The 22,924-nt window shown below is 57.0% G+C and carries 23 protein-coding genes and 5 tRNA genes; 20 read left to right on the forward strand and 8 right to left on the reverse strand.

All coding sequences use genetic code 11. The annotated features are described in order from the left end of the window. Nucleotides 1–45: 45 nt before the first annotated feature. Both PMI36_RS11445 and PMI36_RS11440 read right to left on the reverse strand, forming a co-directional pair. Nucleotides 46–240, reverse strand: a complete 195-nt coding sequence (locus PMI36_RS11445; RefSeq protein ID WP_007901759.1) for a hypothetical protein — start codon at nt 238–240, stop codon at nt 46–48. A gap of 194 nt (nt 241–434) precedes the next feature. After that, complete coding sequence (locus PMI36_RS11440) at nt 435–809, reverse strand: hypothetical protein (protein ID WP_008073081.1); 375 nt, start codon at nt 807–809, stop codon at nt 435–437. Between the two features lie 238 nt (nt 810–1,047). On the opposite strand from PMI36_RS11440, the gene PMI36_RS11435 reads away from it, so the two are divergent. Beyond that, entirely contained in the window at nt 1,048–1,866 is an 819-nt protein-coding gene (locus PMI36_RS11435; RefSeq protein WP_008073082.1) for a shikimate 5-dehydrogenase, read from the forward strand. Nucleotides 1,867–2,182: 316 nt separating this feature from the next. Continuing rightward, the gene (locus tag PMI36_RS11430) at nt 2,183–2,701 is read left to right on the forward strand and encodes a cupin domain-containing protein (protein ID WP_007901772.1); all 519 of its coding nucleotides are present in this window, start codon (nt 2,183–2,185) and stop codon (nt 2,699–2,701) included. A gap of 163 nt (nt 2,702–2,864) precedes the next feature. Here PMI36_RS11430 and PMI36_RS11425 read toward each other — a convergent pair whose 3' ends face one another. Next, entirely contained in the window at nt 2,865–3,512 is a 648-nt protein-coding gene (locus PMI36_RS11425; RefSeq protein WP_008073083.1) for a YceH family protein, read from the reverse strand. A gap of 140 nt (nt 3,513–3,652) precedes the next feature. Here PMI36_RS11425 and PMI36_RS11420 point away from each other — a divergent pair, with 140 nt between their 5' ends. After that, nucleotides 3,653–4,162 carry a DUF1993 domain-containing protein gene (locus tag PMI36_RS11420; RefSeq protein ID WP_007901777.1) on the forward strand — a complete coding sequence of 170 codons (510 nt, stop codon included), beginning with the start codon at nt 3,653–3,655 and terminating at the stop codon, nt 4,160–4,162. A gap of 215 nt (nt 4,163–4,377) precedes the next feature. Here PMI36_RS11420 and sstT read toward each other — a convergent pair whose 3' ends face one another. Further along, nucleotides 4,378–5,610: a serine/threonine transporter SstT gene (gene sstT / locus PMI36_RS11415; protein ID WP_007901778.1), complete on the reverse strand. Its 1,233-nt coding sequence runs from the start codon at nt 5,608–5,610 to the stop codon at nt 4,378–4,380. Nucleotides 5,611–5,945: 335 nt separating this feature from the next. On the opposite strand from sstT, the gene PMI36_RS11410 reads away from it, so the two are divergent. Further along, complete coding sequence (locus tag PMI36_RS11410; protein WP_008073084.1) at nt 5,946–7,100, forward strand: MFS transporter; 1,155 nt, start codon at nt 5,946–5,948, stop codon at nt 7,098–7,100. 3 nt (nt 7,101–7,103) lie between these two features. Here the strand turns inward: PMI36_RS11410 and nhaR are convergent, their stop codons facing one another. Then, nucleotides 7,104–8,003, reverse strand: coding sequence for a transcriptional activator NhaR (nhaR, locus tag PMI36_RS11405; RefSeq protein ID WP_008073085.1), 900 nt, complete (start codon nt 8,001–8,003; stop codon nt 7,104–7,106). 181 nt (nt 8,004–8,184) lie between these two features. Here nhaR and PMI36_RS11400 point away from each other — a divergent pair, with 181 nt between their 5' ends. Both PMI36_RS11400 and PMI36_RS11395 read left to right on the forward strand, forming a co-directional pair. Further along, on the forward strand, nt 8,185–8,427 hold the full coding sequence (locus PMI36_RS11400) for a hypothetical protein (RefSeq protein ID WP_008073086.1): 243 nt from the start codon (nt 8,185–8,187) through the stop codon (nt 8,425–8,427). Between the two features lie 28 nt (nt 8,428–8,455). Then, nucleotides 8,456–9,205, forward strand: a complete 750-nt coding sequence (locus tag PMI36_RS11395) for a TerC family protein (RefSeq protein WP_008073087.1) — start codon at nt 8,456–8,458, stop codon at nt 9,203–9,205. Between the two features lie 200 nt (nt 9,206–9,405). On the opposite strand, the gene PMI36_RS11390 is transcribed toward PMI36_RS11395, so the two are convergent. Continuing rightward, complete coding sequence (locus tag PMI36_RS11390) at nt 9,406–9,576, reverse strand: hypothetical protein (protein ID WP_177319493.1); 171 nt, start codon at nt 9,574–9,576, stop codon at nt 9,406–9,408. Between the two features lie 171 nt (nt 9,577–9,747). Here PMI36_RS11390 and PMI36_RS11385 point away from each other — a divergent pair, with 171 nt between their 5' ends. The 3 genes from PMI36_RS11385 (at nt 9,748) to PMI36_RS30765 (ending at nt 11,021) form a co-directional block, all read left to right on the forward strand. Then, the gene (locus PMI36_RS11385; RefSeq protein ID WP_008073089.1) at nt 9,748–10,476 is read left to right on the forward strand and encodes a hypothetical protein; all 729 of its coding nucleotides are present in this window, start codon (nt 9,748–9,750) and stop codon (nt 10,474–10,476) included. A gap of 94 nt (nt 10,477–10,570) precedes the next feature. Beyond that, on the forward strand, nt 10,571–10,789 hold the full coding sequence (locus tag PMI36_RS11380) for a DUF6021 family protein (RefSeq protein WP_007901788.1): 219 nt from the start codon (nt 10,571–10,573) through the stop codon (nt 10,787–10,789). 7 nt (nt 10,790–10,796) lie between these two features. Further along, the gene (locus tag PMI36_RS30765) at nt 10,797–11,021 is read left to right on the forward strand and encodes a hypothetical protein (protein ID WP_008073090.1); all 225 of its coding nucleotides are present in this window, start codon (nt 10,797–10,799) and stop codon (nt 11,019–11,021) included. Nucleotides 11,022–11,074: 53 nt separating this feature from the next. Here the strand turns inward: PMI36_RS30765 and pbpG are convergent, their stop codons facing one another. Next, nucleotides 11,075–12,013: a D-alanyl-D-alanine endopeptidase gene (pbpG, locus tag PMI36_RS11375; RefSeq protein WP_008073091.1), complete on the reverse strand. Its 939-nt coding sequence runs from the start codon at nt 12,011–12,013 to the stop codon at nt 11,075–11,077. 237 nt (nt 12,014–12,250) lie between these two features. Continuing rightward, nucleotides 12,251–13,105, reverse strand: a complete 855-nt coding sequence (gene folD, locus PMI36_RS11370) for a bifunctional methylenetetrahydrofolate dehydrogenase/methenyltetrahydrofolate cyclohydrolase FolD (RefSeq protein ID WP_008073092.1) — start codon at nt 13,103–13,105, stop codon at nt 12,251–12,253. A 275-nt stretch (nt 13,106–13,380) separates the two neighbouring features. On the opposite strand from folD, the gene PMI36_RS11365 reads away from it, so the two are divergent. From PMI36_RS11365 to PMI36_RS11315, 11 genes are all read left to right on the forward strand, one after another. Beyond that, nucleotides 13,381–13,457: transfer RNA gene (locus tag PMI36_RS11365), tRNA-Arg, on the forward strand. A gap of 32 nt (nt 13,458–13,489) precedes the next feature. Beyond that, a tRNA-His gene (locus PMI36_RS11360) sits at nt 13,490–13,565 on the forward strand. Between the two features lie 57 nt (nt 13,566–13,622). After that, a tRNA-Leu gene (locus PMI36_RS11355) sits at nt 13,623–13,707 on the forward strand. A 78-nt stretch (nt 13,708–13,785) separates the two neighbouring features. Continuing rightward, a tRNA-His gene (locus PMI36_RS11350) sits at nt 13,786–13,861 on the forward strand. 400 nt (nt 13,862–14,261) lie between these two features. Next, complete coding sequence (gene tig, locus PMI36_RS11345; protein WP_008073093.1) at nt 14,262–15,572, forward strand: trigger factor; 1,311 nt, start codon at nt 14,262–14,264, stop codon at nt 15,570–15,572. 93 nt (nt 15,573–15,665) lie between these two features. Then, a complete protein-coding gene (clpP, locus tag PMI36_RS11340; protein ID WP_007901795.1) occupies nt 15,666–16,301 on the forward strand; it encodes an ATP-dependent Clp endopeptidase proteolytic subunit ClpP in 636 nt (211 codons plus the stop codon). Nucleotides 16,302–16,414: 113 nt separating this feature from the next. Beyond that, nucleotides 16,415–17,698, forward strand: coding sequence for an ATP-dependent Clp protease ATP-binding subunit ClpX (gene clpX / locus PMI36_RS11335; RefSeq protein WP_007946893.1), 1,284 nt, complete (start codon nt 16,415–16,417; stop codon nt 17,696–17,698). Between the two features lie 263 nt (nt 17,699–17,961). Then, nucleotides 17,962–20,358, forward strand: a complete 2,397-nt coding sequence (gene lon / locus PMI36_RS11330; protein WP_008073094.1) for an endopeptidase La — start codon at nt 17,962–17,964, stop codon at nt 20,356–20,358. A 149-nt stretch (nt 20,359–20,507) separates the two neighbouring features. Next, a complete protein-coding gene (locus PMI36_RS11325) occupies nt 20,508–20,780 on the forward strand; it encodes an HU family DNA-binding protein (RefSeq protein ID WP_002552737.1) in 273 nt (90 codons plus the stop codon). Between the two features lie 53 nt (nt 20,781–20,833). After that, a tRNA-Asp gene (locus PMI36_RS11320) sits at nt 20,834–20,910 on the forward strand. 102 nt (nt 20,911–21,012) lie between these two features. After that, nucleotides 21,013–22,884, forward strand: coding sequence for a SurA N-terminal domain-containing protein (locus tag PMI36_RS11315; protein WP_008073095.1), 1,872 nt, complete (start codon nt 21,013–21,015; stop codon nt 22,882–22,884). The last annotated feature ends 40 nt before the right edge of the window (nt 22,885–22,924 follow it).

The raw sequence follows: 22,924 nt of genomic DNA on the forward strand, positions 1-22,924 counted from the left end.
ATCAACGCTTTCGATAGTCGTCATTGATGCCAATGAGTTCTGCGGTCAATCCACCACTAGATCGAGCATATGCACCACTTCCTGCTCATTGAGCAGGCCTTTGCGCACCAGGTTTTCTGCCAGCAGCGAAAGAAATTTTGCGCTGCGATGGCCTTCCAGGTGTTTGAGTTCGGTCAGTGCGTTGTACACCTTGCCGGAAGTGCACAAGCCGACAATGCGATGCGGGTTTTGTGTGGGCATGAAGGTCGTCCTTGTTTTTATCAACCTGTTGTTTACGGACAGATCCAAGCTTGCGGATCGGACATGACATAAATATGACCAACTTTACCTGCCGGTACTGTCCCGACAGCGACCTTGACGAGATTTATTCAGACTTCGTCCGGCCAGTGGTCACAAAAAAGGCCCCGCTTTTAAAGCGGGGCCTGATGAACGTGTTACCAGCGGTCGCCACGATAATAACCATGGGGAGGGCCGTAATAGCCGCGTGGTGGACCATACCCGCGTGGCGGACCGTAATAGATCGGTGCCGGGCGGTAGTACATCGGTTGTTGAACATAGACCGGCGCCGGTTGGTAATAAACAGGCGGTGGCTGCACGTACACCGGTTGTGGCTGAACGTAGACCGGTTGCTCCACATACACTGGACGGTCGCGGCTGATTATTGCTGAGCCAATGATTGCCGAGCCGACGATCGCACCAAACACAGCCGGACCTTCCCAGCCGCCATGACCATGACCACCTGCTTCTGCCTGCCCTGCGATAGCAAGAGCACCGATCAGCAAGGCTACTGTGGGAATTTTACGGATCATGATAAGTCCTCGTTCTTCGACCCGGCGCTCGCGTCTGCAATAGACACAAGTTGTCGCGGGGATACTTCTAAGACAGCATTTTTTTGAAAATCAGCACAGCCGTTGGGTAAATTTTGTGTAAGGTCTGTACCGGCTTCTTTACGGCTGTGTGCCAAGTGCAGACTGGCTTTTATGATCAATCAGAACCGGTGAAGTGGCTAATCCCGTCCATCCGAAAGTGCTATTGAAGGAGATTCCAATGCAGATGAACCCCAACAGAGACACTCAGCTGTGCATGTCGCTCTCGGGGCGCCCCGGCAATTTCGGCCTGCGGTTTCATAACCATCTGTACGAACAACTGGGCCTGAATTTTTACTACAAAGCCTTCAGCAGCCAGGACTTGCCGGGCGCCGTGGGCGGCATCCGCGCCTTGGGCATCCGGGGGTGCGGGGTGTCGATGCCGTTCAAGGAAGCTTGTATTGCGTTGGTCGATGAGCTGGATGCATCGGCTGAGGCCATCCAATCGATCAACACTATCGTCAACACCAACGGTCACCTCAAGGCCTACAACACCGATTACATTGCCATCGCCCAGTTGCTTGAAACCCATCAGGTGCCCAAGGATTCGACCTTTGCCCTGCGTGGCAGTGGCGGCATGGCCAAGGCTGTGGCCAGTGCCTTGCGCGATGGCGGCTACAAAAACGGCCTGATCGTGGCTCGTAACGAGCGTGCCGGACGTGCCTTGGCTGAATCGTTGGGTTATCACTGGCAGGCGGAGTTGGGCGCTCAACGCCCACAGATGCTGATCAACGTCACGCCCATCGGCATGACCGGCGGGCCGGAGGCCGATCAACTGGCGTTTGAGCCTGACGCTATCGCTGCGGCGGAAACTGTCTTCGATGTGGTGGCGATCCCCTCGGAAACACCGCTGATCGTGCGCGGTCGTGCCGAAGGCAAGCGGGTGATCACCGGGCTGGAAGTGATTGCGATCCAGGCACTGGAACAGTTCGTGTTGTACACCGGCGTGCGGCCGACCGATGAGCAGTTCCAGCAAGCCGTGGCGTTTGCCCGCAGCTGATCATTCCCAAATATTCGTTGGATGTCCCGGCCCTTTCGCGAGCAAGCCCGCTCCCACACTTGACCGCATTAGTCTGAATCAAATTGGTCGCCTGTGGGAGCGGGCTTGCTCGCGAAGGTGGAGTCACATCCTGCCGCAATGCGACTGGCGGATCGCTGCCCGAGGATCAGCGCTGAACCTGTGGGAGCGAGCCTGCTCGCAATTGCCGCGGCCCGGTCTCCTGCCAATCCCCATTCCCTTGCCCGCGAATATCCCCGCCTATACTGGCCACCAGCAAGCGAAGACTTGCTTTCCAGCCACCGTGACCGAGGTTTTCATGCATCCCGCCATTCTCAACCTGGATCAGGCCGAACTTTTACCGCTGCCCGAAGAGTTTGCTCCCACTGGAGACGCTGCCGGCCGCTATCAGCAACGCCTGGCCCGCATCGGCCAGCAACTGGGCGCGCAAAAGCTGGGTTATCGGTTGTATGCCCTTGAGCCAGGCATGCGTGGCAGTCCTTTTCATAACCATCGGGTCAATGAGGAGATGTTCTACATCGTGGCCGGGGAGGGGGAGATTCGCCTGGGTGCCGAACGCTTTCCGATCCGCGCTGGTGATGTGATTGCCTGCCCGGCGGGTGGTCCTGAAGCCGCGCACCAGATCATCAACACCAGCAACGGCGAATTGCGCTATCTGGCGGTCAGCAGTCAGCAATCACCGGACATTTGCGAATACCCGGATTCCGGCAAATACGTGGTGATGGACGACTTCAAGGTCGATGCCCAGGGCAATGCTTCAGGCTTCGTCGCCGTCGCCAGGCAGGCCGATGGCGTGGATTATTGGGATGGGGAGTAGCCTCATCGGTGGGAGCAGCTGTATTAATTACTCTTGTGATCACTGAAGATCCAATGTGGGAGCGGGCTTGCTCGCGAAAGCGGTCTGTCAGTCATATTGATGCAAGATATGCCGCCGCCTTCGCGAGCAAGCCCGCTCCCACATTCAGAATGTCGCGACCAGTCTATTCGAGGCGTGCCAAGCGCTCTTCCAGCGCCGCAATCCGCGCTTCAAGCTCTTCGATTCGCTCAACCGACACACCACCACTGGCGCCACGCTCCACAGGATTTTGCCGGGCAGCCAGGATCACTTCGATATCCGCCGGATCGCCCAGTGCATGCATGTAACGGTCTTCGCGCTGGCCGGCCTGGCGCGGGATCAACAGCGCCAGACCCCTGGCGATCAAGCGCTCCAGTTGATGCACCACCTGCTCGGCATCTTCGAAGTCATGCATGCGGCCGCTGCGGGTCAGCAGTTCGTTGACCGTCTGCGGGCCGCGCAGAAATAACAGCCCCGTCAGAATCACCTGCGCCGGCACCAGTTCCAGCGCCTTGTCGACCCGATGTTCCCAACGGTCAGCACGGCTGCCCATTACCAGTCGGGTGAAACCACGACCTTCCAGAACGCGCAGGCTCTGGCCGACCTGGCCCTGGCTGAGGTTCATTACCGGTTCGCGGCTGGTTTTCTGGTTGCAGGCAATCACCAGCGCATTAAGCGTCAGCGGATAGGTTTCCGGGCTGGTGGCCTGTTTCTCGATCAACGAGCCCAGAATGCGGATTTCCGTGCTGTTGAGCCGCGGTTCGTCGGAGGTCGTTTCTTGCTCAGTGCTCATCGCGCTTTTCCCTATGCAGTCGAAGCATGCAGTCGAAGCCGCCTAGCCTAATCCTTGCAGGATAAAAGACAAGCCGCAGGGCGGTCGGGCATGGCTATAATCGCTCCACGTTTTTACTCCTGTCACCACACGAGACCATCATGACTATTTCCCTGTACGCCGCTTCCGTTCCGGTTTTCCAGCAAATGCTCAATGCCCTGAGCAACAACCTGAGCAAGGCCGAAGCCCACGCTACCGCGAAAAACATCGACCCGAACGCGTTCCTGCAAGCCCGTCTGTACCCGGACATGTTCCCGCTGGTGCGTCAGGTGCAGATCGCTGTTGATTTCGCCAAAGGCGTTTCGGCGCGTCTGGCTGAAGTCGAACTGCCGAAATATGACGACACCGAAACCACCTTCGCCGAACTGCAAGCGTTGATCGCCAAGGTCCTGGCTTTCATCGGCGAGATCAAACCCGAGCAGATCGACGGCAAGGAAGGCATCGAGATCGTTACCCGTCCAGGCACGCCTAAAGAGAAGCGCTTCACTGGCCAGGCTTACCTGCTGAGCTATGGTTTGCCGCAGTTCTTCTTCCACGTGACCACCGCTTACGCACTGCTGCGTCACAACGGCGTGGAAGTGGGCAAGCGCGATTACATGGGCGCGTTCTAAACCGCCCAGATACAAAAAAGCCCGCCAAGGTGTAAGCCTTGGCGGGCTTTTTCATTTTGCCTTCTGTAGGAGCCAGGCTTGCCGCGGAACCTGTGGGAGCGGGCTTGCTCGCGAAGACGGAGTGTTAGCCGACATCATCGTTGCCTGATACACCGCTTTCGCGAGCAAGCCCGCTCCCACATTTCGCCGGCAAGCCTGGCTCCTACAGGTGCGTTTTACGCCAAACGCTGCGCCTTCAGCTCTTCACGCTGGCACGCCGCCGCGGTGAACAGCACGTCGGTGGAGGAGTTCAGCGCGGTTTCCGCCGAGTCCTGCAACACACCGATGATGAAGCCGACTGCCACCACCTGCATGGCGATTTCGCTCGGGATGCCGAACAGGCTGCACGCCAGTGGAATCAGCAACAGCGAACCGCCGGCCACGCCCGAGGCGCCACAGGCGCAGATCGCCGCGACAATGCTGAGCAGGATGGCTGTCGGAATGTCCACGGCGATGCCCAGGGTATGCACGGCGGCCAGGGTCAACACGGTGATGGTGATCGCAGCGCCGGCCATGTTAATGGTGGCGCCGAGCGGGATCGACACCGAGTAAGTGTCTTCGTGCAGGCCCAGGCGCTTGCTCAACTCCAGGTTGACCGGAATATTCGCCGCCGAACTACGGGTGAAGAAGGCGGTGATGCCGCTCTCGCGCAGGCAGGTGAGTACCAGCGGATACGGGTTGCGACGCAGCTTCCAGAACACAATGGCCGGGTTCATCACCAGCGCCACGAACAGCATGCAGCCCAACAACACAGCCAGCAGATGCATGTAACCGATCAAGGCACCGAAACCGGAGGTGGCGAGGGTCGAGGCCACCAGGCCGAAGATCCCCAATGGCGCAAAGCGAATCACCAGACGCACGATCAAGGTCACGCCATTGGAGAGATCGCCCAGTACTTCGCGCGTCGTCTCGCCGGCATGGCGAATCGCAACGCCCATGCCGATCGCCCAAGCCAGAATGCCGATGAAGTTGGCGTTCATCAGCGCACTGACCGGGTTGTCGACCACACTGAGCAACAGACTCTGCAACACTTCGCTGATGCCACCCGGTGCGGTCACTGCTACGTCTTGGGTCGACAGCACCAGGCTCGACGGAAACAGCGTACTGGCGATCACCGCCACCACGGCCGCCGCGAAGGTGCCCAGCAGGTACAGAAACAGAATCGGCCGGATGTGGGTTTCCTGGCCGTGCTTATGGTTGGCAATCGAAGCCATGACCAGCACGAACACCAGAATCGGCGCGACAGCCTTGAGCGCCGAGACGAACACTTTGCCGATGAAGGCGGTGGACTTGGCCAACTCAGGCGCGAACAGCGCCAGGGTAATCCCGGCGATCAGGCCGATGATGATTTGCGTGACCAGGCTGCTGTGTTTCAGGCGTTGCAAGAGAGAAGGGGATGAAGCGGTCATAACGGCATCTCTGATTTTATTAGGGTGCAGGGTTCCTTGGCTCATGCAGCAAAAAGCCGGGCAGGCCACATGGAGGGAACCGAAAGGGTCGCTACATCAATGCCAGTGAATGGCCGATGAGCAAAGTGTAAGTACCGCAGGGGCGCGGACTTTATCACAGCGTAGCCGTGATCCTTCAGACCTGTGACGATCTGCCACCCGATTGCTCAACGCGATTTGCAGGTTCGTGCAACCTCGTCCGGAAACACTCTGTTAAGCTTCGCCATCCTCATTTTCAAGTTCTGCCAGTGAGCCTTCGGGCTGTCGCTGGTGTCGTCGTTTTCCTGGAGTTCTGCATGCTGTTGCCCATTCTTCTGTTGTCCGCCGCCGGTTTTACGGTGCTGACCACGGAATTCATCATCGTCGGGCTGTTGCCGGCAATCGCCCGTGATCTGGACGTCAGCATCCCTCAAGCGGGTTTGCTGGTGACCCTGTTCGCCTTTACCGTGGCCGCTTTCGGGCCGTTCCTGACCGCCTACTTTGCAAGGTTTGAACGGCGCAAACTGTTTATCAGCGTACTGATCATGTTCGGCCTGGCCAACACGCTGGCGGCACTGGCGCCGAACATCGGGGTGATGGCCGTTGCGCGATTGATTCCGGCGTTGGGGCTGCCGGTGTTCTGGGCATTGGCCAGTGAAACTGCAGTGGACATCGTCGGGCCGGACTACGCCGGGCGGGCCATCGCCAAGATCGGTTTCGGCATTGTCTGCGCCACGGTGTTCGGTATTCCGGTGGGTACGCTGATTTCCGATGCGTTCGGCTGGCGCAGTGCTTTCGGCATTCTGGCGGTGATCGCGTTTGCCAAGGCGTTGCTGCTGTTTATCTACCTGCCGAAAACCAACCTGCACCAGCATCAGGTGAGTTTTCGCTCGCAGTTCAAAATTCTGCGCAGCCCGTTGATGCTGGGGCATGTGCTGTTATCGATCCTGGTGTTCAGTGGCATGTTCACCGCGTACACCTACCTGGCGGACATTCTTGAGCGGCTGGCCGGTTTCGACGGCACGGTGGTCGGCTGGTGCCTGATGGGCTTCGGTGCGGTCGGCTTGATCGGCAATTCGCTGGGCGGCCGTGCGGTGGATCGGCATCCGCTTATTGCTTCAGTGACGTTCTGTGCCTTCATGATCGCTGGCATGGTGGCCTTGGTGCCGAACATTCATTCGCCGCTGGGTCTGGCGGCTGCGATGGGGATTTGGGGCGTGACTCAGGCCGCGCTGTTCCTGGTCAGCCACGTGCGCCTGATGAAGGCTGCCCCTGAAGCGCCGGCCTTTGCTGCGTCGTTGAACATTGCCGGGGCCAATCTCGGGATCGGTCTGGGCGCGATGGTCGGTGGGCGAGTGATCGACAGTGTTGGCCTGGGCGGCCTGGGTTTCGCGGCGGCCGGTTTTATCCTGGTCTCGATCCTGTTGGCGATGGCGCTGATGACCTTCAAACCTCGCGAAATCTGCGCCTGACACTCACATCGCGGTGAACAACTCGCGTCGGGCACCTTCGGTAATCGCGACAATGCCCGGGTGCTTGATCTTGCGTTCCACCGAGATGGCGTAGAACGACTCGCTCACCGCATCGGTCTGGCCGATCAGTTCCACGCCACATTGGCGTTTCACTTCGTCGGCAATCACGCTCGGGCCGATGAATATCCCGCTGCCGGATTGGCCGAAGGCCTGCATCAAGGCGCTGTCGTCGAACTCGCCGACGATCTGCGGCTGGATCTGCTGTTCGGCAAACCAGCGTTGCAAGCGACTGCGCACTACGGTTTCCGGCCCTGGAATCAACAGCGGGGCGCCGTGCAGGCTGCGCGGGAAGTCCTGGCCATACCGCGCCGCCAATTCTGCGGTGGCGAAGAAGCTGATGCCGCATTCGCCGAGTTTCTGGCTGTAACCCTTGATGTCCAGATGCGAGGGCATCGGGCTGTCGGAAATCACCAGATCAAGGCGCTGAATCGCCAGGTCGGCAAGCAAGCGTTCCAGTTTGTCTTCGCGACAGGTGATACGCAGGGGCTCGCTCAACTCCATGGTTGGCGCAATCAGGCGATAAACGATGGATTTGGGGACTACGTCGGCGACGCCCACCCGAAACAGAATCTGCTGCTCATTGGGCTGCGCCCGCAGCATCAACTCGAGCTCGCCACCGAGTTGAAACATCTGCTCGGCGTAAGGAAGCGTCTGACGTCCGGCTTCGGTAAGTTCCAGCTGCCGGCCGACCCGGCGAAACAACTCGATGCCATAGGTTTGCTCGAGCAGGGAAATCTGCCCGCTGATGGTCTGTGGCGTCAGGTTCAATTGCTCACAAGCGCGCACGATGCTGCCGGTCTTGGCCACCACCCAGAAATAATGCAGCTGCCGATAATTCAACATGTTGGTGAAATCCCGTTGTTCACATCATCCGTAAGGCATACGCCATACGCTGTCTGGATTCGTTAAAACCGAAGTATAGCCGCTGAAAATACGAATTTTCCTGAAGTATTTGCTTCCTTAGAATGCCTCGCTATCGACGGATCGCCTTTTCGGTTCTGTCTGTTCTATCGAGGAAAGCATCATGAAGCTTAAAACCACGGCACTGCTGATTGCGTCTTTACTGGTGTTGGCCGGTTGCGACCAGGCCGAGAAAAGCGCTCAGCAATTGATGGGCAAGGCCGCCGAAACCGCCAAACAGGCGATTGACGATACCCACAAAGCCGCCGAGCAAGCGTTGAGCGATGCCACTGGCGGCTTGATCAGCAAGAAAGAGCAACCGGCCAAAGAGACGGACAAATCCGAATCTTCGTCCCAGGAAATCTAAACCGTCTACAACGAGTCAGGACTGACCCATGGAATACCTTTTAGAACTTGCTGCAAGCCCCACTGCCTGGGTCGCCCTGGCCACGCTGGTGGTGATGGAAATCGTGCTCGGCATCGATAACCTGATCTTCATCTCGATCCTTACCAACAAGCTGCCCGAACAGCATCGCCAGAAAGCGCGACGTATCGGTATCGGCATGGCGTTGATCCTGCGCCTGGCGCTGTTGAGCACCATCGCGTTCATCGTCCAGTTGACGGAGCCGGTGATCGATATTCTCGGCCATGCGTTCTCCTGGAAGGACATGATCCTGATTGCCGGTGGCCTGTTCCTGTTGTGGAAGGCGACCACCGAGATCCACCACAGCATGGACCCGGCGCCGGATGATCCGACCTCGGCCACCTCGACCGTGACCCTGGGTTTTGCTGCTGCGATCGGTCAGATCCTGATGCTGGACATGGTGTTCTCCATCGACAGCATCATTACCGCCGTCGGCATGACCGAGCATTTGCCGATCATGATCATCGCGGTGGTGGTGTCGGTACTGGTGATGTTGCTGGCCGCTGACCCTCTGGCCAAGTTCATCAACGACAACCCGACGGTGGTGATGCTGGCACTGGGCTTCCTGATCATGATCGGCATGACGCTGATCGCCGAAGGTTTTGGCGCCCACGTACCGAAAGGCTACGTCTACGCGGCCATGGCGTTCTCGGCCACGATCGAAGGCCTGAACATGCTGTCGCGTCGGGCCAGGCAGAAGCGCATCGCCGCTCAAGCGTAACCTGCGTTAAACGAAGCGGCCGCCTGAACTCGAAAGAGTCCAGGCGGCCAATGCCTGTCAGTTAAGGCGCGGAACCTGTGGGAGCGGGCTTGCTCGCGAAAGCGGTGTTTCAGACGGCATCAATATTGACTGTCCCGCCGTCTTCGCGAGCAAGTCGAATCGTCGCACCGCCGCTCCCACCTGGATTGTGCTTGACTCACTCAGTGCGCGGTGGCGGGGTGTGCAGCGGCTTTATCGGTTTTCGCCACAGGTGCCGATTGAACCGGGTGGTGATGGTGCCGGCGGGTAATACGCAAAACGCCCCACAGCATGGCGGTGGCCACGGCCAGCCAGCCGGAGATCAACATTACAATGGTCATTGTCAGGCTCATCAGTGCCTCCTCTTTGCCCTGCATCGGGCGCACACTCGTCCTTGGTAAATGACAGTCTAGCCGCTGCTGTATTTCAGGCTATTGACCAAAGGTCGCCTGTCACCAACCAGTTCGCTCTATCGAATGCAATCAACTGCCGGTTAAGGCTATACCGCTGTCGCGCGGCATCCTATGATCGACGGCCAAGCCGGCTGTGCGATTGCCTGGCGTCTGAACAAGAGAGTGATGATGGTGCGGGTATTTTCTCGAATTCGATCTTTGGTGCTGATCGTTGGCTGCGTTGCCGGCCTGGCTGGCTGTGCGGGGAGCGTGGCGCCTGAGATCAAGCGTCTGCCGGAGCGGGTCGAACTCAGCGGTACGTTCTACCGTGGGCAAAGTTATCAAAGCGGGCCTCAGGTGCTGGCTAGTCTGCTGTCCCAGCAGGGCATCGTGATAACCCCAGGGTTGCTCGACAAACCTCTGCATTTGCCGGGTGCCGAAGATCGGTTGCAGCAGAATATGCAGAACCTTGCCCGTGAGTACGGGATGGTGGTCTACCCCCTCGACAAAAATTTGCCGGCGCTGCTGACCCAGGTCGCCGCCGGTTATCCGGTGATGGTGCGCTTCACGGAAGGCTCGGCGTTCTGGGCGGAGCCGCGATACGCCATTCTCGCCGGTTACAACCGTCAGAAGCAGACCGTGCTGCTGCGCGCCGGGATGGATCGTCGGTTGCTGATGGGGTTCAGCGCCTTTGAATCAGCATTCGAGAATGCCGGCGGTTGGGCCGTATTGATCCAGAAGCCGGACCAGATTCCAGCCAATGTCGATCAGTCGCGCTGGCTGAAAGCGGCGAGCGATCTTGCCCAGTCAGGTCAGGAACAGGCGGCAGCCCGGGCGAAGAAGGCGCTGACCGCGCAGTAAGTTTCCACTCGTCATCAGCATGGCACCGCCACGCTATGCTGAAGTCTCAAGTAGAGGGCCCGGTTTTTTCCGGGACCATGAACAGGAGGCGTCCATGGCACAGTCCAATACCCCCACCGGCCCACACTCGTCTGAGCATTCGTCTGATAATGAGTTGGGGTTCGACCCCGATTCTCCAGACCTCGCCGATCCTCAGGTCGACCCCATCGGGCCCGCCAAGGCGCCCAGGGATATCAAACCGGGTGAGGAGGGCAAGAAGGCACCCGCGAAGCCTTACGACCCACTCGGTAATCTGAAACCCAAGTCTCAGTGAGGTGCGTATGTCTACCGATTCGAGCTTTGACGACAAACGTCCAGACCCTCCAGAAAGTGTTCCGACAACCCCTGAAGCGGACCTGGACCCGGTGATGGATCCGGACAGCCCGTTAAGGGATCCCTTGGCCAGGCCGACAGTGGTGCCGACCAAGCATCCACAGGGCTGGAGAGACCCGAGTGCCGGGGATGGCATTCCGGATGACGATCAGATGCCGTTGCCCAATGATTGATGCTGGACGAAAAAAGCCCCGAATATTCGGGGCTTTCATTTACCGGCTCGACCTTATTTCGATGCTTCAACCACACCGCTCTGGCGATGCTTGAGGTTCTTGTCGGACTTGTATTGCAGGGCGACGGAGGGCACGTTGGCGCTCTTACCGGTTTCGACCCAGCTGCGAATCCGGCTGGCATCGGCAAAGTGCGTGTACTTGCCGAAAGCATCGAGAATCACCAGCGCCATCGGCCGATCTGACATGTGGGTCACCAGCACCAGGCAGTGACCGGCCGCGTTGGTAAAGCCGGTTTTGGTCAGTTTGATGTCCCAGTTAGGCTTGTTGACCAAATGGTCGGTGTTGCGGAAACCCAAGCTGTAGTTGGGTTTGCGGAACGAAACGGTTTTTTCCTTGGTGGTGCTCAATTGAGTCAATAGTGGGTGCTTGTGTGCAGCGATCAGCAGTTTGCTCAAATCGCGGGCGGTGGACACATTGCGAGGAGAGAGGCCCGTCGGTTCGACAAAGTGGGTGCTGGTCATTCCCAGCGCTTTGGCTTTGGCGTTCATGGCGGCAATGAACGCGACATAGCCGCCCGGATAGTGATGGGCCAGACTCGCAGCGGCACGGTTTTCCGACGACATCAGGGCAATCAGCAGCATTTCCCGGCGAGGCAATTCGCTTTTGAGTTTGACTCGGGAAAACACGCCTTTCATTTCCGGGGTGTCGCTGATGTTGACGGAAAGGTATTCGTCCATGTTTTGCCGGGCTTCTACCACCACCAGGCCAGTCATCAGTTTGCTGACGGATGCGATTGGCACTACGACGTCAGGGTTGCTGGCATAGATCACTTTGTTGGTTTGCATATCCATCAGCAAGACACTGCCGGAAGCGATCTTCAGTTGTGAAGTGTCTCGGGGTGCGGCAGTGGTTTCTGCGGCGTTGATCGTTGGCGTGGTGAAAGTCCCTGTGAATGCAAAAAACAGGCTCAGGATTGAAAGACGGATTTTCACGCTGGCGGACTCATAAAGGGTGGATATACCGTTTTGTAACGGGCTGTTTCTTTAAAAAGCGACGCATTTTAGGAGTATGGCTGAAGAACTGTCGATGGTTGTTCGATGTTCAGATGAAATGCCTGGGCACCTGATAAAAACGGGCTTTTCCGGCGGATGGTCGAGCTTTTTTCTGCAGGCAAAAAGAACCCCGCGACTGGCGGGGTTCTTTATGCGGCGTTGCAAGCCAGCGTGAACTCAGCCGTGCAGTGTTTCCGCGGCGTACAGCGTGTTTTCCAGCAGGCAGGCGCGAGTCATCGGGCCAACGCCACCCGGTACCGGTGTGATCCAGCCGGCGCGGGGCAGGGCGGTTTCATAGATCACGTCACCGACCAGCTTGCCATCTTCCTGGCGATTGATGCCGACGTCGATCACGATCGCGCCTTCCTTGATCCACTCACCTTTGACCAGGCCCGGCTTACCGGCGGCAACCACCACCAGGTCGGCGCGACCGACATGGTCCGCCAGATCTTTGGTGAAGCGGTGGGTAACGGTCACGGTGCAACCGGCCAGCAGCAGTTCCATTGCCATCGGACGGCCAACAATGTTGGAAGCCCCGACAATGATCGCATCCATCCCGTTTAGCTTGGCGCCGGTGCTTTCCAGCAGCGCCATGATGCCTTTGGGTGTGCACGGACGCAGCAGCGGGATACGCTGGGCCAGGCGGCCGACGTTATAAGGGTGGAAACCGTCGACATCCTTGTCAGGACGAATGCGCTCCAGCAATTTGGAGGCGTCCAGATGTTTAGGTAAAGGCAGTTGAAGCAGAACGCCGTCAATCGCCGGGTCATCGTTCAGGCGATCGATCAGATCGGTCAGTGCTTCTTGAGTGGTTTCGGCAGGCAGGTCATAGGCTTGCGAAAGGAAGCCGACCTCTTCACAGTCTTTACGCTTGTGCGAGACATAAACCTGAGAGGCAGGATCGCTGCCGACCAGGATCACCGCGAGGCCGGGTGTGCGCAGGCCTTGCTGGCGACGCTCGGCGACTCGTTTGGCGATCTGCTGGCGCAGGCTGGCGGCGATCGATTTGCCGTCGATTAGTTGTGCAGTCATTGCGCGTGATTAACCATCGAGAGGGGAAAAAAAGAGAGCGCATTCTCGCATGTCATGAGGTGAGGGCAAAGGCGCTTGGTCTGCAAATTCCCCTAACTCCTTTAATTAAATGAATTTTTTTTAAAAAGGATTTGACGACCTCTGGGGGGCTCTATACTATTCGTCGCACTTGTCGGGCACAGCCTAGCACTGGTTGAGAAGGTCGAGCGGAGTTACGCTTCCGCAAGGCTGAAAAGCACTTAGTTTGTAGTCCTTCAAGGGTACAGATTAACAAGGCGCCCGTAGCTCAGCTGGATAGAGCATCCGCCTTCTAAGCGGATGGTCGCAGGTTCGAGTCCTGCCGGGTGCGCCATTAGGCAACTTTGGCACAAGTAGCGCGATATGGTGGGCGTAGCTCAGTTGGTAGAGCACGGGATTGTGACTCCCGTTGTCGTGGGTTCGATCCCCATCGTCCACCCCATATTTCGAAAGGCGCCAGATTAACAGTCTGGCGCCTTTGCTTTAACAGCTTCAATCCGCGGATGTGGTGGAATTGGTAGACACACTGGATTTAGGTTCCAGCGCCGCGAGGCGTAAGAGTTCGAGTCTCTTCATCCGCACCAAATAAAGCTTCACTCTTGCCGCTTGGCTTGGTTGGGGCTCAACAAAGAAGTTGTTTGGCTTCTTTGTCACGCAATATGGTGGGCGTAGCTCAGTTGGTAGAGCACGGGATTGTGACTCCCGTTGTCGTGGGTTCGATCCCCATCGTCCACCCCATATTTCGAAAGGCGCCAGATTTAACAGTCTGGCGCCTTTTTTGTTTCAGTTGTTTGAGTGTCGACGACTGCAGGTTGTGGGTCGCAGGGTCAGGTCGTTTCATCGTATTTATGTTTCTCGATGATGCACGATTTGTCCGCCGATCCCTTCGTGGGGTCGGCTGTCAGGGATGGATTGCCGATTCCTTCTATATATAGAAGGATGGGTGCAGAGCCTTGGCATGACTGGCTGTATTTGCTAACAGGGCGAGGCACAACCGTTTGTCCCCGCCTATAAATTGCCTGCTGCTTTTTTACCCGTTTTCAGTAGGGTGACTTCTTGAGTTTGACCCACTAGAATGCATGCCCTTGATTCTGGGGTCGGAAACGGCCGGCTAACGTCTGTGCAACGAGGAATATCCATGCAAGTTTCTGTTGAAAATACTACTGCTCTTGAGCGCCGCATGAGCGTCACCGTGCCGGCTGAGCGTATCGAGAGCCAGGTCAACAAGCGTCTGCAGCAGACCGCCCAAAAGGCCAAGATCGCTGGCTTCCGTCCAGGCAAAGTGCCAATGAGCGAAATCAAGCGCCGTTTCGGTGCTGACGCTCGCCAGGAAGCTGTAGGCGACGTAATCCAGTCTTCTTTCTACGAAGCTGTGGTTGAGCAGAAGCTGAACCCGGCTGGTCAGCCTTCGATCGAGCCTAAATCCCTGGAAGCAGGCAAGGACCTGGAATACGTAGCCGTATTCGAAGTGTTCCCGGAGTTCACCGTTGCCGGTTTCGAAGGTATCGCTGTCGAGCGCCTGAGCGCTGACGTGGCTGATGCCGATCTGGACAAGATGCTGGAAATCCTGCGCAAGCAGAACACTCGTTTCGAAGTCGCCGATCGCGCTGCTCAGAACGAAGATCAACTGAACATCGATTTCGTCGGCAAGGTCGACGGTGAAGTGTTCGCTGGCGGTTCCGCCAAAGGCACCCAGCTGGTACTGGGTTCCGGTCGCATGATCCCTGGCTTCGAAGACGGTCTGGTCGGCGCTAAAGCCGGCGAAGAGCGCGTTCTGAACCTGACCTTCCCTGAGGACTATCAGAACCTCGACCTGGCAGGCAAAGCCGCTGAGTTCACCGTGACCGTGAACACCGTTTCCGAGCCTAAACTGCCAGAACTGACCGAAGAATTCTTCGCTCAATTCGGCATCAAGGAAACCGGTCTGGAAGGCTTCCGCACCGAAGTTCGCAAGAACATGGAGCGTGAACTGCGTCAGGCGATCAAATCCAAGGTCAAGAATCAGGTTATGGACGGTCTGCTGGCCACCAACCCGATCGAAGTACCAAAGGCTCTGCTGTCCAACGAAGTTGACCGTCTGCGCGTGCAGGCTGTTCAGCAGTTTGGTGGCAACATCAAGCCTGACCAGCTGCCGGCCGAGCTGTTCGAAGAGCAAGCCAAGCGCCGCGTTGTGCTGGGTCTGATCGTGGCTGAAGTGGTCAAGCAATTCGACCTCAAGCCTGACGAAGCCCGCGTTCGCGAGATGATTCAGGAGATGGCTTCGGCTTACCAGGAGCCTGAGCAGGTTGTGTCCTGGTACTACAAGAACGACCAGCAACTGAACGAAGTTCGTTCGGTTGTGCTGGAAGAACAAGTTGTGGATACTGTTCTGCAGAAAGCTAGCGTGACCGACAAATCGGTCTCTTACGAAGAAGCTGTCAAGCCGGTAGAAGCTCCACAAGCCGACTGATCGTTTTTGCGGTAAGAAGCACACACCATAAGCCAGCCTTCGTGCTGGCTTATGCGTATTCAAGACATAACTATTTGGGAGTGACTGCAGAGCATGTTCCGTAATTCCTATATTCAGCAGAACTCTGATATCCAGGCCGCAGGCGGCCTGGTCCCGATGGTTGTCGAGCAGTCTGCTCGTGGCGAGCGCGCCTATGACATCTACTCGCGCCTTCTCAAGGAGCGAGTGATTTTTCTGGTTGGTCCGGTAGAGGACTACATGGCCAACCTGATCTGTGCGCAACTGCTGTTCCTTGAAGCGGAAAACCCGGACAAGGACATCCATCTCTATATCAACTCCCCGGGCGGTTCGGTCACGGCGGGCATGTCGATCTATGACACCATGCAGTTCATCAAGCCAAACGTGTCGACCACTTGTATCGGTCAAGCGTGCAGCATGGGCGCGTTTCTTCTGACGGCCGGTGCCCAAGGCAAGCGTTACTGCCTGCCGAACTCGCGTGTGATGATTCACCAGCCACTGGGCGGTTTCCAGGGCCAGGCTTCGGATATCGAAATCCATGCCAAGGAAATCCTCTTCATTCGTGAGCGTCTCAACACGCTGATGGCCAAGCATAGCGGGCGCACTCTTGAAGAAATCGAGCGCGATACCAACCGCGATAATTTCATGAGCGCTGAAGCCGCGCGTGAATACGGGTTGATCGATGAAGTGATCAACCAGCGCCCCGCTTAATAATAAGCAGCTCAAAATAGGGTTGGTCAGCTGGTCTGATCACCGGCGGGCTTGAAAAAGCCCGCAATAGCCTTCATCTTGTGTTGCAAGCCTATCGGATTTGGATCGAACGAATGACTGACACCCGCAACGGCGAGGACAACGGCAAGCTGCTCTATTGCTCCTTCTGTGGCAAAAGCCAGCATGAAGTACGCAAATTGATTGCCGGCCCCTCGGTCTTTATCTGCGACGAGTGCGTCGACCTGTGCAATGACATCATCCGTGAGGAGGTGCAGGAAGCCCAGGCCGAAAGCAGCGCGCATAAATTGCCTTCGCCTAAAGAAATCAGCGGCATCCTTGATCAGTACGTGATTGGTCAGGAACGTGCGAAAAAGGTTCTGGCCGTAGCGGTGTACAACCACTACAAGCGTTTGAACCAGCGTGACAAAAAGAATGACGACGTCGAACTCGGCAAAAGCAACATCTTGCTGATCGGCCCGACAGGCTCGGGTAAAACCCTGCTTGCCGAAACACTGGCCCGCTTGCTGAACGTTCCGTTCACCATCGCCGACGCAACCACCCTCACCGAGGCGGGTTATGTAGGTGAAGATGTCGAGAACATCATTCAGAAGCTGCTGCAGAAGTGCGATTACGATGTAGAAAAAGCCCAGATGGGTATCGTCTACATCGATGAGATCGACAAGATCTCGCGCAAGTCTGACAACCCGTCGATCACCCGGGACGTTTCCGGTGAAGGCGTGCAGCAGGCCCTGCTCAAGTTGATCGAAGGTACGGTCGCTTCCGTTCCGCCTCAAGGTGGTCGCAAGCATCCGCAGCAGGAATTCCTTCAGGTCGACACCCGTAACATCCTGTTCATCTGCGGTGGTGCGTTCTCCGGTCTGGAAAAGGTTATTCAAAACCGTTCCACCAAGGGCGGCATTGGTTTCAACGCGGAAGTGCGCAGCAAGGAAGAAGGCAAGAAAGTCGGTGAATCCCTGCGTGAAGTCGAGCCTGACGATCTGGTCAAGTTCGGTCTGATCCCGGAATTCGTCGGTCGTCTGCCGGTACTTGCCACGCTGGACGAGCTTGATGAGGCTGCGTTGATGCAGATTCTCACCGAGCCGAAAAATGCTCTGACCAAGCAGTATGCCAAGCTGTTCGAGATGGAAGGCGTGGACCTGGAATTCCGGGCTGACGCGCTGAAATCGGTCGCCAAACGTGCCCTGGAACGCAAAACCGGTGCCCGTGGACTGCGCTCGATTCTCGAAGGTGTATTGCTCGACACTATGTATGAAATCCCCTCGCAGTCCGAGGTGAGTAAAGTAGTGATCGATGAAAGCGTTATAGAAGGTAAGTCCAAGCCACTGTATATCTACGAAAACAGTGAGCCGGCTGCCAAGGCAGCGCCAGACGCCTAAGCGTCACACTGCTGAAATAAAGAAGGGGCCTTCGGGCCCCTTTGCTATTGTGGGAGCTGGCTTGTCGGATCGCCGCACCGCTGCGAAGGCAGCATGACATCCGACCTTTTTGGATGTATCCGGACCCATGCAGGCGCTACCGTAAGCGGCGATCTTTAAAGTGGTTTTTTTATCCGCTTGTTTTTTTTGAAAACAGCCCCCATCTTGGTTTCAAGCTTACTTCCATCTGTTTACGGCCTTATGGCCGCCGTAGAGGCGAAATCATGAAGACAACCATCGAATTGCCTCTCCTGCCATTGCGTGATGTCGTGGTTTATCCGCACATGGTTATCCCGCTGTTCGTGGGGCGCGAGAAATCCATCGAAGCCCTCGAGGCAGCGATGACGGGCGACAAGCAGATCCTTCTGCTGGCTCAGCGAAATCCTGCTGACGACGATCCCGGTGAAGAAGCACTTTATCGCGTAGGCACCATCGCTACCGTTCTGCAGCTGCTCAAGCTGCCTGACGGCACGGTCAAGGTTCTTGTCGAAGGCGAGCAGCGGGGCGCCGTGGAGCGCTTCAGCGAAGTCGACGGCCACTGCCGTGCCGAAGTTTCGCTGATCGACGAAGTCGACGCGCCTGAGCGCGAGTCGGAAGTGTTTGTTCGCAGCCTGCTGGCTCAATTCGAACAATATGTGCAGCTGGGCAAGAAAGTCCCCGCTGAAGTCCTGTCGTCGCTTAACAGCATCGACGAGCCAGGCCGCTTGGTCGATACCATGGCCGCGCACATGGCCCTGAAAATCGAGCAGAAGCAGGAAATCCTCGAAATCATCGATTTGTCGGCCCGGGTCGAGCACGTTCTGGCGTTGCTGGATGCCGAGATCGATCTGCTGCAAGTCGAAAAACGCATTCGCGGCCGCGTTAAAAAGCAAATGGAGCGCAGCCAGCGCGAGTACTACCTGAATGAGCAGATGAAGGCCATTCAGAAAGAACTGGGCGACAGCGACGAAGGCCACAACGAAATCGAAGAGCTGAAGAAGCGTATCGACGCCGCCGGTCTGCCGAAAGACGCGTTGGCCAAGGCTCAGGCCGAACTGAACAAGCTCAAGCAAATGTCGCCAATGTCCGCGGAAGCGACGGTGGTGCGTTCGTATATCGACTGGCTGGTTCAAGTGCCGTGGAAGGCCCAGAGCAAGGTGCGTCTGGACCTCGCTCGTGCCGAAGATATTCTCGACGCCGACCACTATGGTCTGGAAGAAGTCAAAGAGCGGATCCTCGAATACCTCGCCGTGCAGAAGCGCGTGAAGAAGATTCGTGGTCCGGTGCTGTGCCTGGTCGGTCCTCCCGGGGTGGGTAAAACCTCTCTGGCGGAGTCGATCGCTCACGCCACCAACCGCAAATTCGTGCGCATGGCCCTCGGTGGTGTGCGCGATGAGGCGGAAATTCGTGGTCATCGCCGGACTTATATCGGTTCGATGCCAGGAAGATTGATTCAAAAAATGACAAAGGTGGGCGTCCGCAACCCGCTGTTCCTGCTCGATGAAATCGACAAAATGGGCAGCGACATGCGTGGCGATCCGGCGTCGGCGTTGCTGGAAGTGCTCGATCCCGAGCAGAACCACAACTTCAACGATCACTATCTGGAAGTCGATTACGACCTGTCCGATGTGATGTTCCTTTGCACCTCCAACTCCATGAACATTCCGCCGGCGCTGCTGGACCGGATGGAAGTGATTCGTCTGCCGGGTTACACCGAAGACGAGAAGATCAACATCGCTGTCAAATATCTTTCGCCGAAGCAGATTACGGCCAACGGACTGAAGAAAGGCGAGCTGGAATTCGACGCCGAAGCGATTCGCGACATCATCCGCTACTACACCCGCGAAGCCGGTGTACGTGGGCTGGAGCGCCAGATTGCCAAGGTTTGCCGCAAGGCGGTCAAAGAGCATGCGATGGAAAAACGCTTCTCGGTGAAGGTCACTGCCGACATGCTCGAGCACTTCCTGGGCGTGCGTAAATTCCGCTACGGTCTGGCTGAGTCGCAGGATCAGATCGGTCAGGTCACAGGCTTGGCGTGGACTCAGGTGGGTGGCGAATTGCTGACCATCGAAGCCGCGGTCGTCCCGGGTAAAGGCCAGTTGATCAAAACCGGTTCTCTGGGTGACGTGATGGTCGAATCGATCACCGCAGCCCTGACCGTTGTCCGCAGCCGTGCGAAGAGCCTGGGGATTCCTCTGGACTTCCACGAGAAGCGCGACACCCACATCCATATGCCGGAAGGGGCAACGCCGAAAGATGGCCCTAGCGCCGGTGTAGGCATGTGCACGGCCCTGGTGTCAGCATTGACTGGCATTCCTGTACGCGCAGATGTTGCCATGACCGGCGAAATCACCTTGCGTGGTCAGGTGTTGGCGATTGGTGGTTTGAAAGAAAAACTGCTGGCTGCTCACCGTGGTGGAATCAAGACGGTGATCATTCCTGAAGAGAACGTACGCGATCTGAAGGAAATTCCTGACAATATCAAGCAAGATCTACAGATTAAACCAGTTAAATGGATTGACGAGGTCCTGCAAATTGCGCTGCAATACGCGCCGGAGCCCTTGCCGGATGTGGTTCCGGAGATCGTTGCAAAGGATGAAAAACGCGAGACTGACTCTAAGGAAAGAATTAGCACGCATTAGTACGCATTTGCCTGGGGGGCTTGTTGACAGTTTTTTAGAGCCCTTGTTATAAAGCGGCTCTTAAGTGTCTGTAGGCCATTCAGCACTCGTTTTTTTGCTTTTACCAAAAAACTTAGAATCAAACTCAAATAGATATAAGGGGACTTAGAGTGAACAAGTCGGAACTGATTGATGCTATCGCTGCATCCGCTGATATCCCGAAAGCTGCTGCTGGCCGTGCGCTGGACGCTGTAATCGAATCCGTCACTGGCGCTCTCAAGGCTGGTGACTCTGTTGTTCTGGTTGGTTTCGGTACCTTCTCCGTAACCGATCGTCCAGCTCGCATCGGTCGTAACCCACAGACCGGTAAGACGCTGGAAATCGCCGCTGCCAAAAAGCCAGGTTTCAAAGCCGGTAAAGCACTGAAAGAAGCTGTCAACTAAGTTCGATTCAGGTTTTTGCCTATCCGGGTCGGGGTCATTCCTGACTTGGCAGCGGAGCGGTAGTTCAGTCGGTTAGAATACCGGCCTGTCACGCCGGGGGTCGCGGGTTCGAGTCCCGTCCGCTCCGCCAGTTACGAGAAGGCGCATCCTCGGATGCGCCTTTCTTCTATCCGGATTCTACCCACGCTCCACGGTTGCCTAATTTTGAAGTTCAACCGTTTCTGGGGGACGCATGCTGCAGAATATCAGGGACAATTCACAAGGCTGGATTGCCAAGACCATTATCGGGATCATCGTTGTACTGATGGCTTTCACCGGTATCGAGGCCATTTTCCAGGCGACGACCAACAGCCAGGATGCGGCCAAGGTCAATGGTGAAGAAATCAGTCAAAACGAGCTGAACCAGGCGGTTGATATGCAACGCCGTCAGCTCATGCAACAGCTTGGCAAGGATTTCGATGCTTCCTTGCTCGACGAAAAAATGCTGCGCGAATCGGCCCTCAAAGGCCTGATCGATCGCAAACTGCTGCTGCAAGGCGCAGAAAAATCGAAATTCGCTTTCTCCGAAGCGGCTTTGGATCAGGTGATCCTGCAAACGCCTGAATTCCAGGTGGAAGGCAAATTCAACCCCGATCGCTTCGATCAGGTGATCCGTCAACTGGGCTATAGCCGTCTGCAATTTCGCCAGATGCTGGCTCAGGAAATGCTGATCGGTCAGCTACGTGCTGGCTTGGCTGGTAGCGGCTTTGTCACCGATGCACAGGTTCTGGCCTTCGCCCGTCTGGAAAAACAGACCCGCGATTTCGCCACCTTGAACGTCAAGGCAGATCCAGCGGCGGTGAAACTGACTGACGACGAAGTCAAAGCCTACTACGACGAACACGCCAAGGAATTCATGACGCCGGATCAGGTGGTCATCGACTACCTCGAATTGAAGAAGGCGTCCTTCTTTGATCAGGTCAGCGTCAAGGACGAAGACTTGCAAGCGGCGTATCAGAAAGAAACCGCGAACCTGTCCGAGCAACGCCGGGCTGCGCATATTCTGGTCGAAGTGAACGATAAGGTGACCGAGGCGCAAGCCAAGGCCAAAATCGAAGAAGTGCAGGCGCGTCTGGCCAAAGGCGAGAAATTCGAGGCTCTGGCCAAGGAGTTCTCCCAGGATCCAGGCTCGGCGAACAACGGCGGTGACCTCGGTTATGCAGGTCCAGGCGTCTACGATCCAGCGTTTGAAAAAGCCCTGTATTCGTTGGCCAAGGATCAGGTTTCTGAGCCGGTTCGCACTGACTTCGGTTTCCACCTGATCAAGCTGCTGGGCGTTGAAGCCCCTGAAGTGCCGACGTTTGCCAGCCTGAAAGACAAGCTGACCCGCGAGCTGAAAACCCAGCAGGTCGAGCAGCGTTTCGTCGAGGCGACCAAGCAATTGGAAGACTCGTCGTTCGAAGCCTCCGATCTGGCCCAGCCAGCACAAGACCTGAAGCTGACTGTCCAGACGTCCGCGCCATTCGGCCGGGAAGGTGGCGAAGGTATTGCGGCCAATCGTGCCGTAGTGACCGCTGCGTTCAGTCCTGAAGTGCTGGATGAGGGTGCCAACAGCACCGCCATCGAGCTGGACCCGGAAACCGTGATCGTGCTGCGCGCCAAGGAACACCGCAAGCCTGAGCAACTGCCGCTGGAAAGCGTGGCTGCCAGCATCCGTGCGCAGCTGACCAAGGAGCATGCCAGTGCTGCCGCCAAGACCAAGGCGGATCAACTGATCGTCAGCCTGCGCGATGGCAAGACTGCACTGGACCAGGCGATCGATGGCCAGAACTGGAAAGTGACTCAAGCTGCGACGCGTGCTCAGGAAGGGGTCGACCCAACCGTGCTGCAAGCACTGTTCCGTATGCCCAAGCCGGTTGCCAAAGACAAGCCGACCTTCAGCAGCGTGACCCTGGCCGATGGTAGCCTGGTGATCGTGCGTCTGAGCGGCGTGAACGAAGCTGCGGCGCCGACCGAAGAAGAGAAGGTTCAGTACCGTCGCTTCCTCGCCTCGCGCATTGGCCAGCAAGACTTCGCGGCTTACCGCAAGCTGTTGGAGAGCGAGGCTGAGATCAAGCGTTTCTGATGCTTGACTGAGCTTTGCGTGACACAAGGACCCCGGCCGA

It is taken from the genome of Pseudomonas sp. GM79 (assembly GCF_000282495.1).
Classification (GTDB): domain Bacteria; phylum Pseudomonadota; class Gammaproteobacteria; order Pseudomonadales; family Pseudomonadaceae; genus Aquipseudomonas.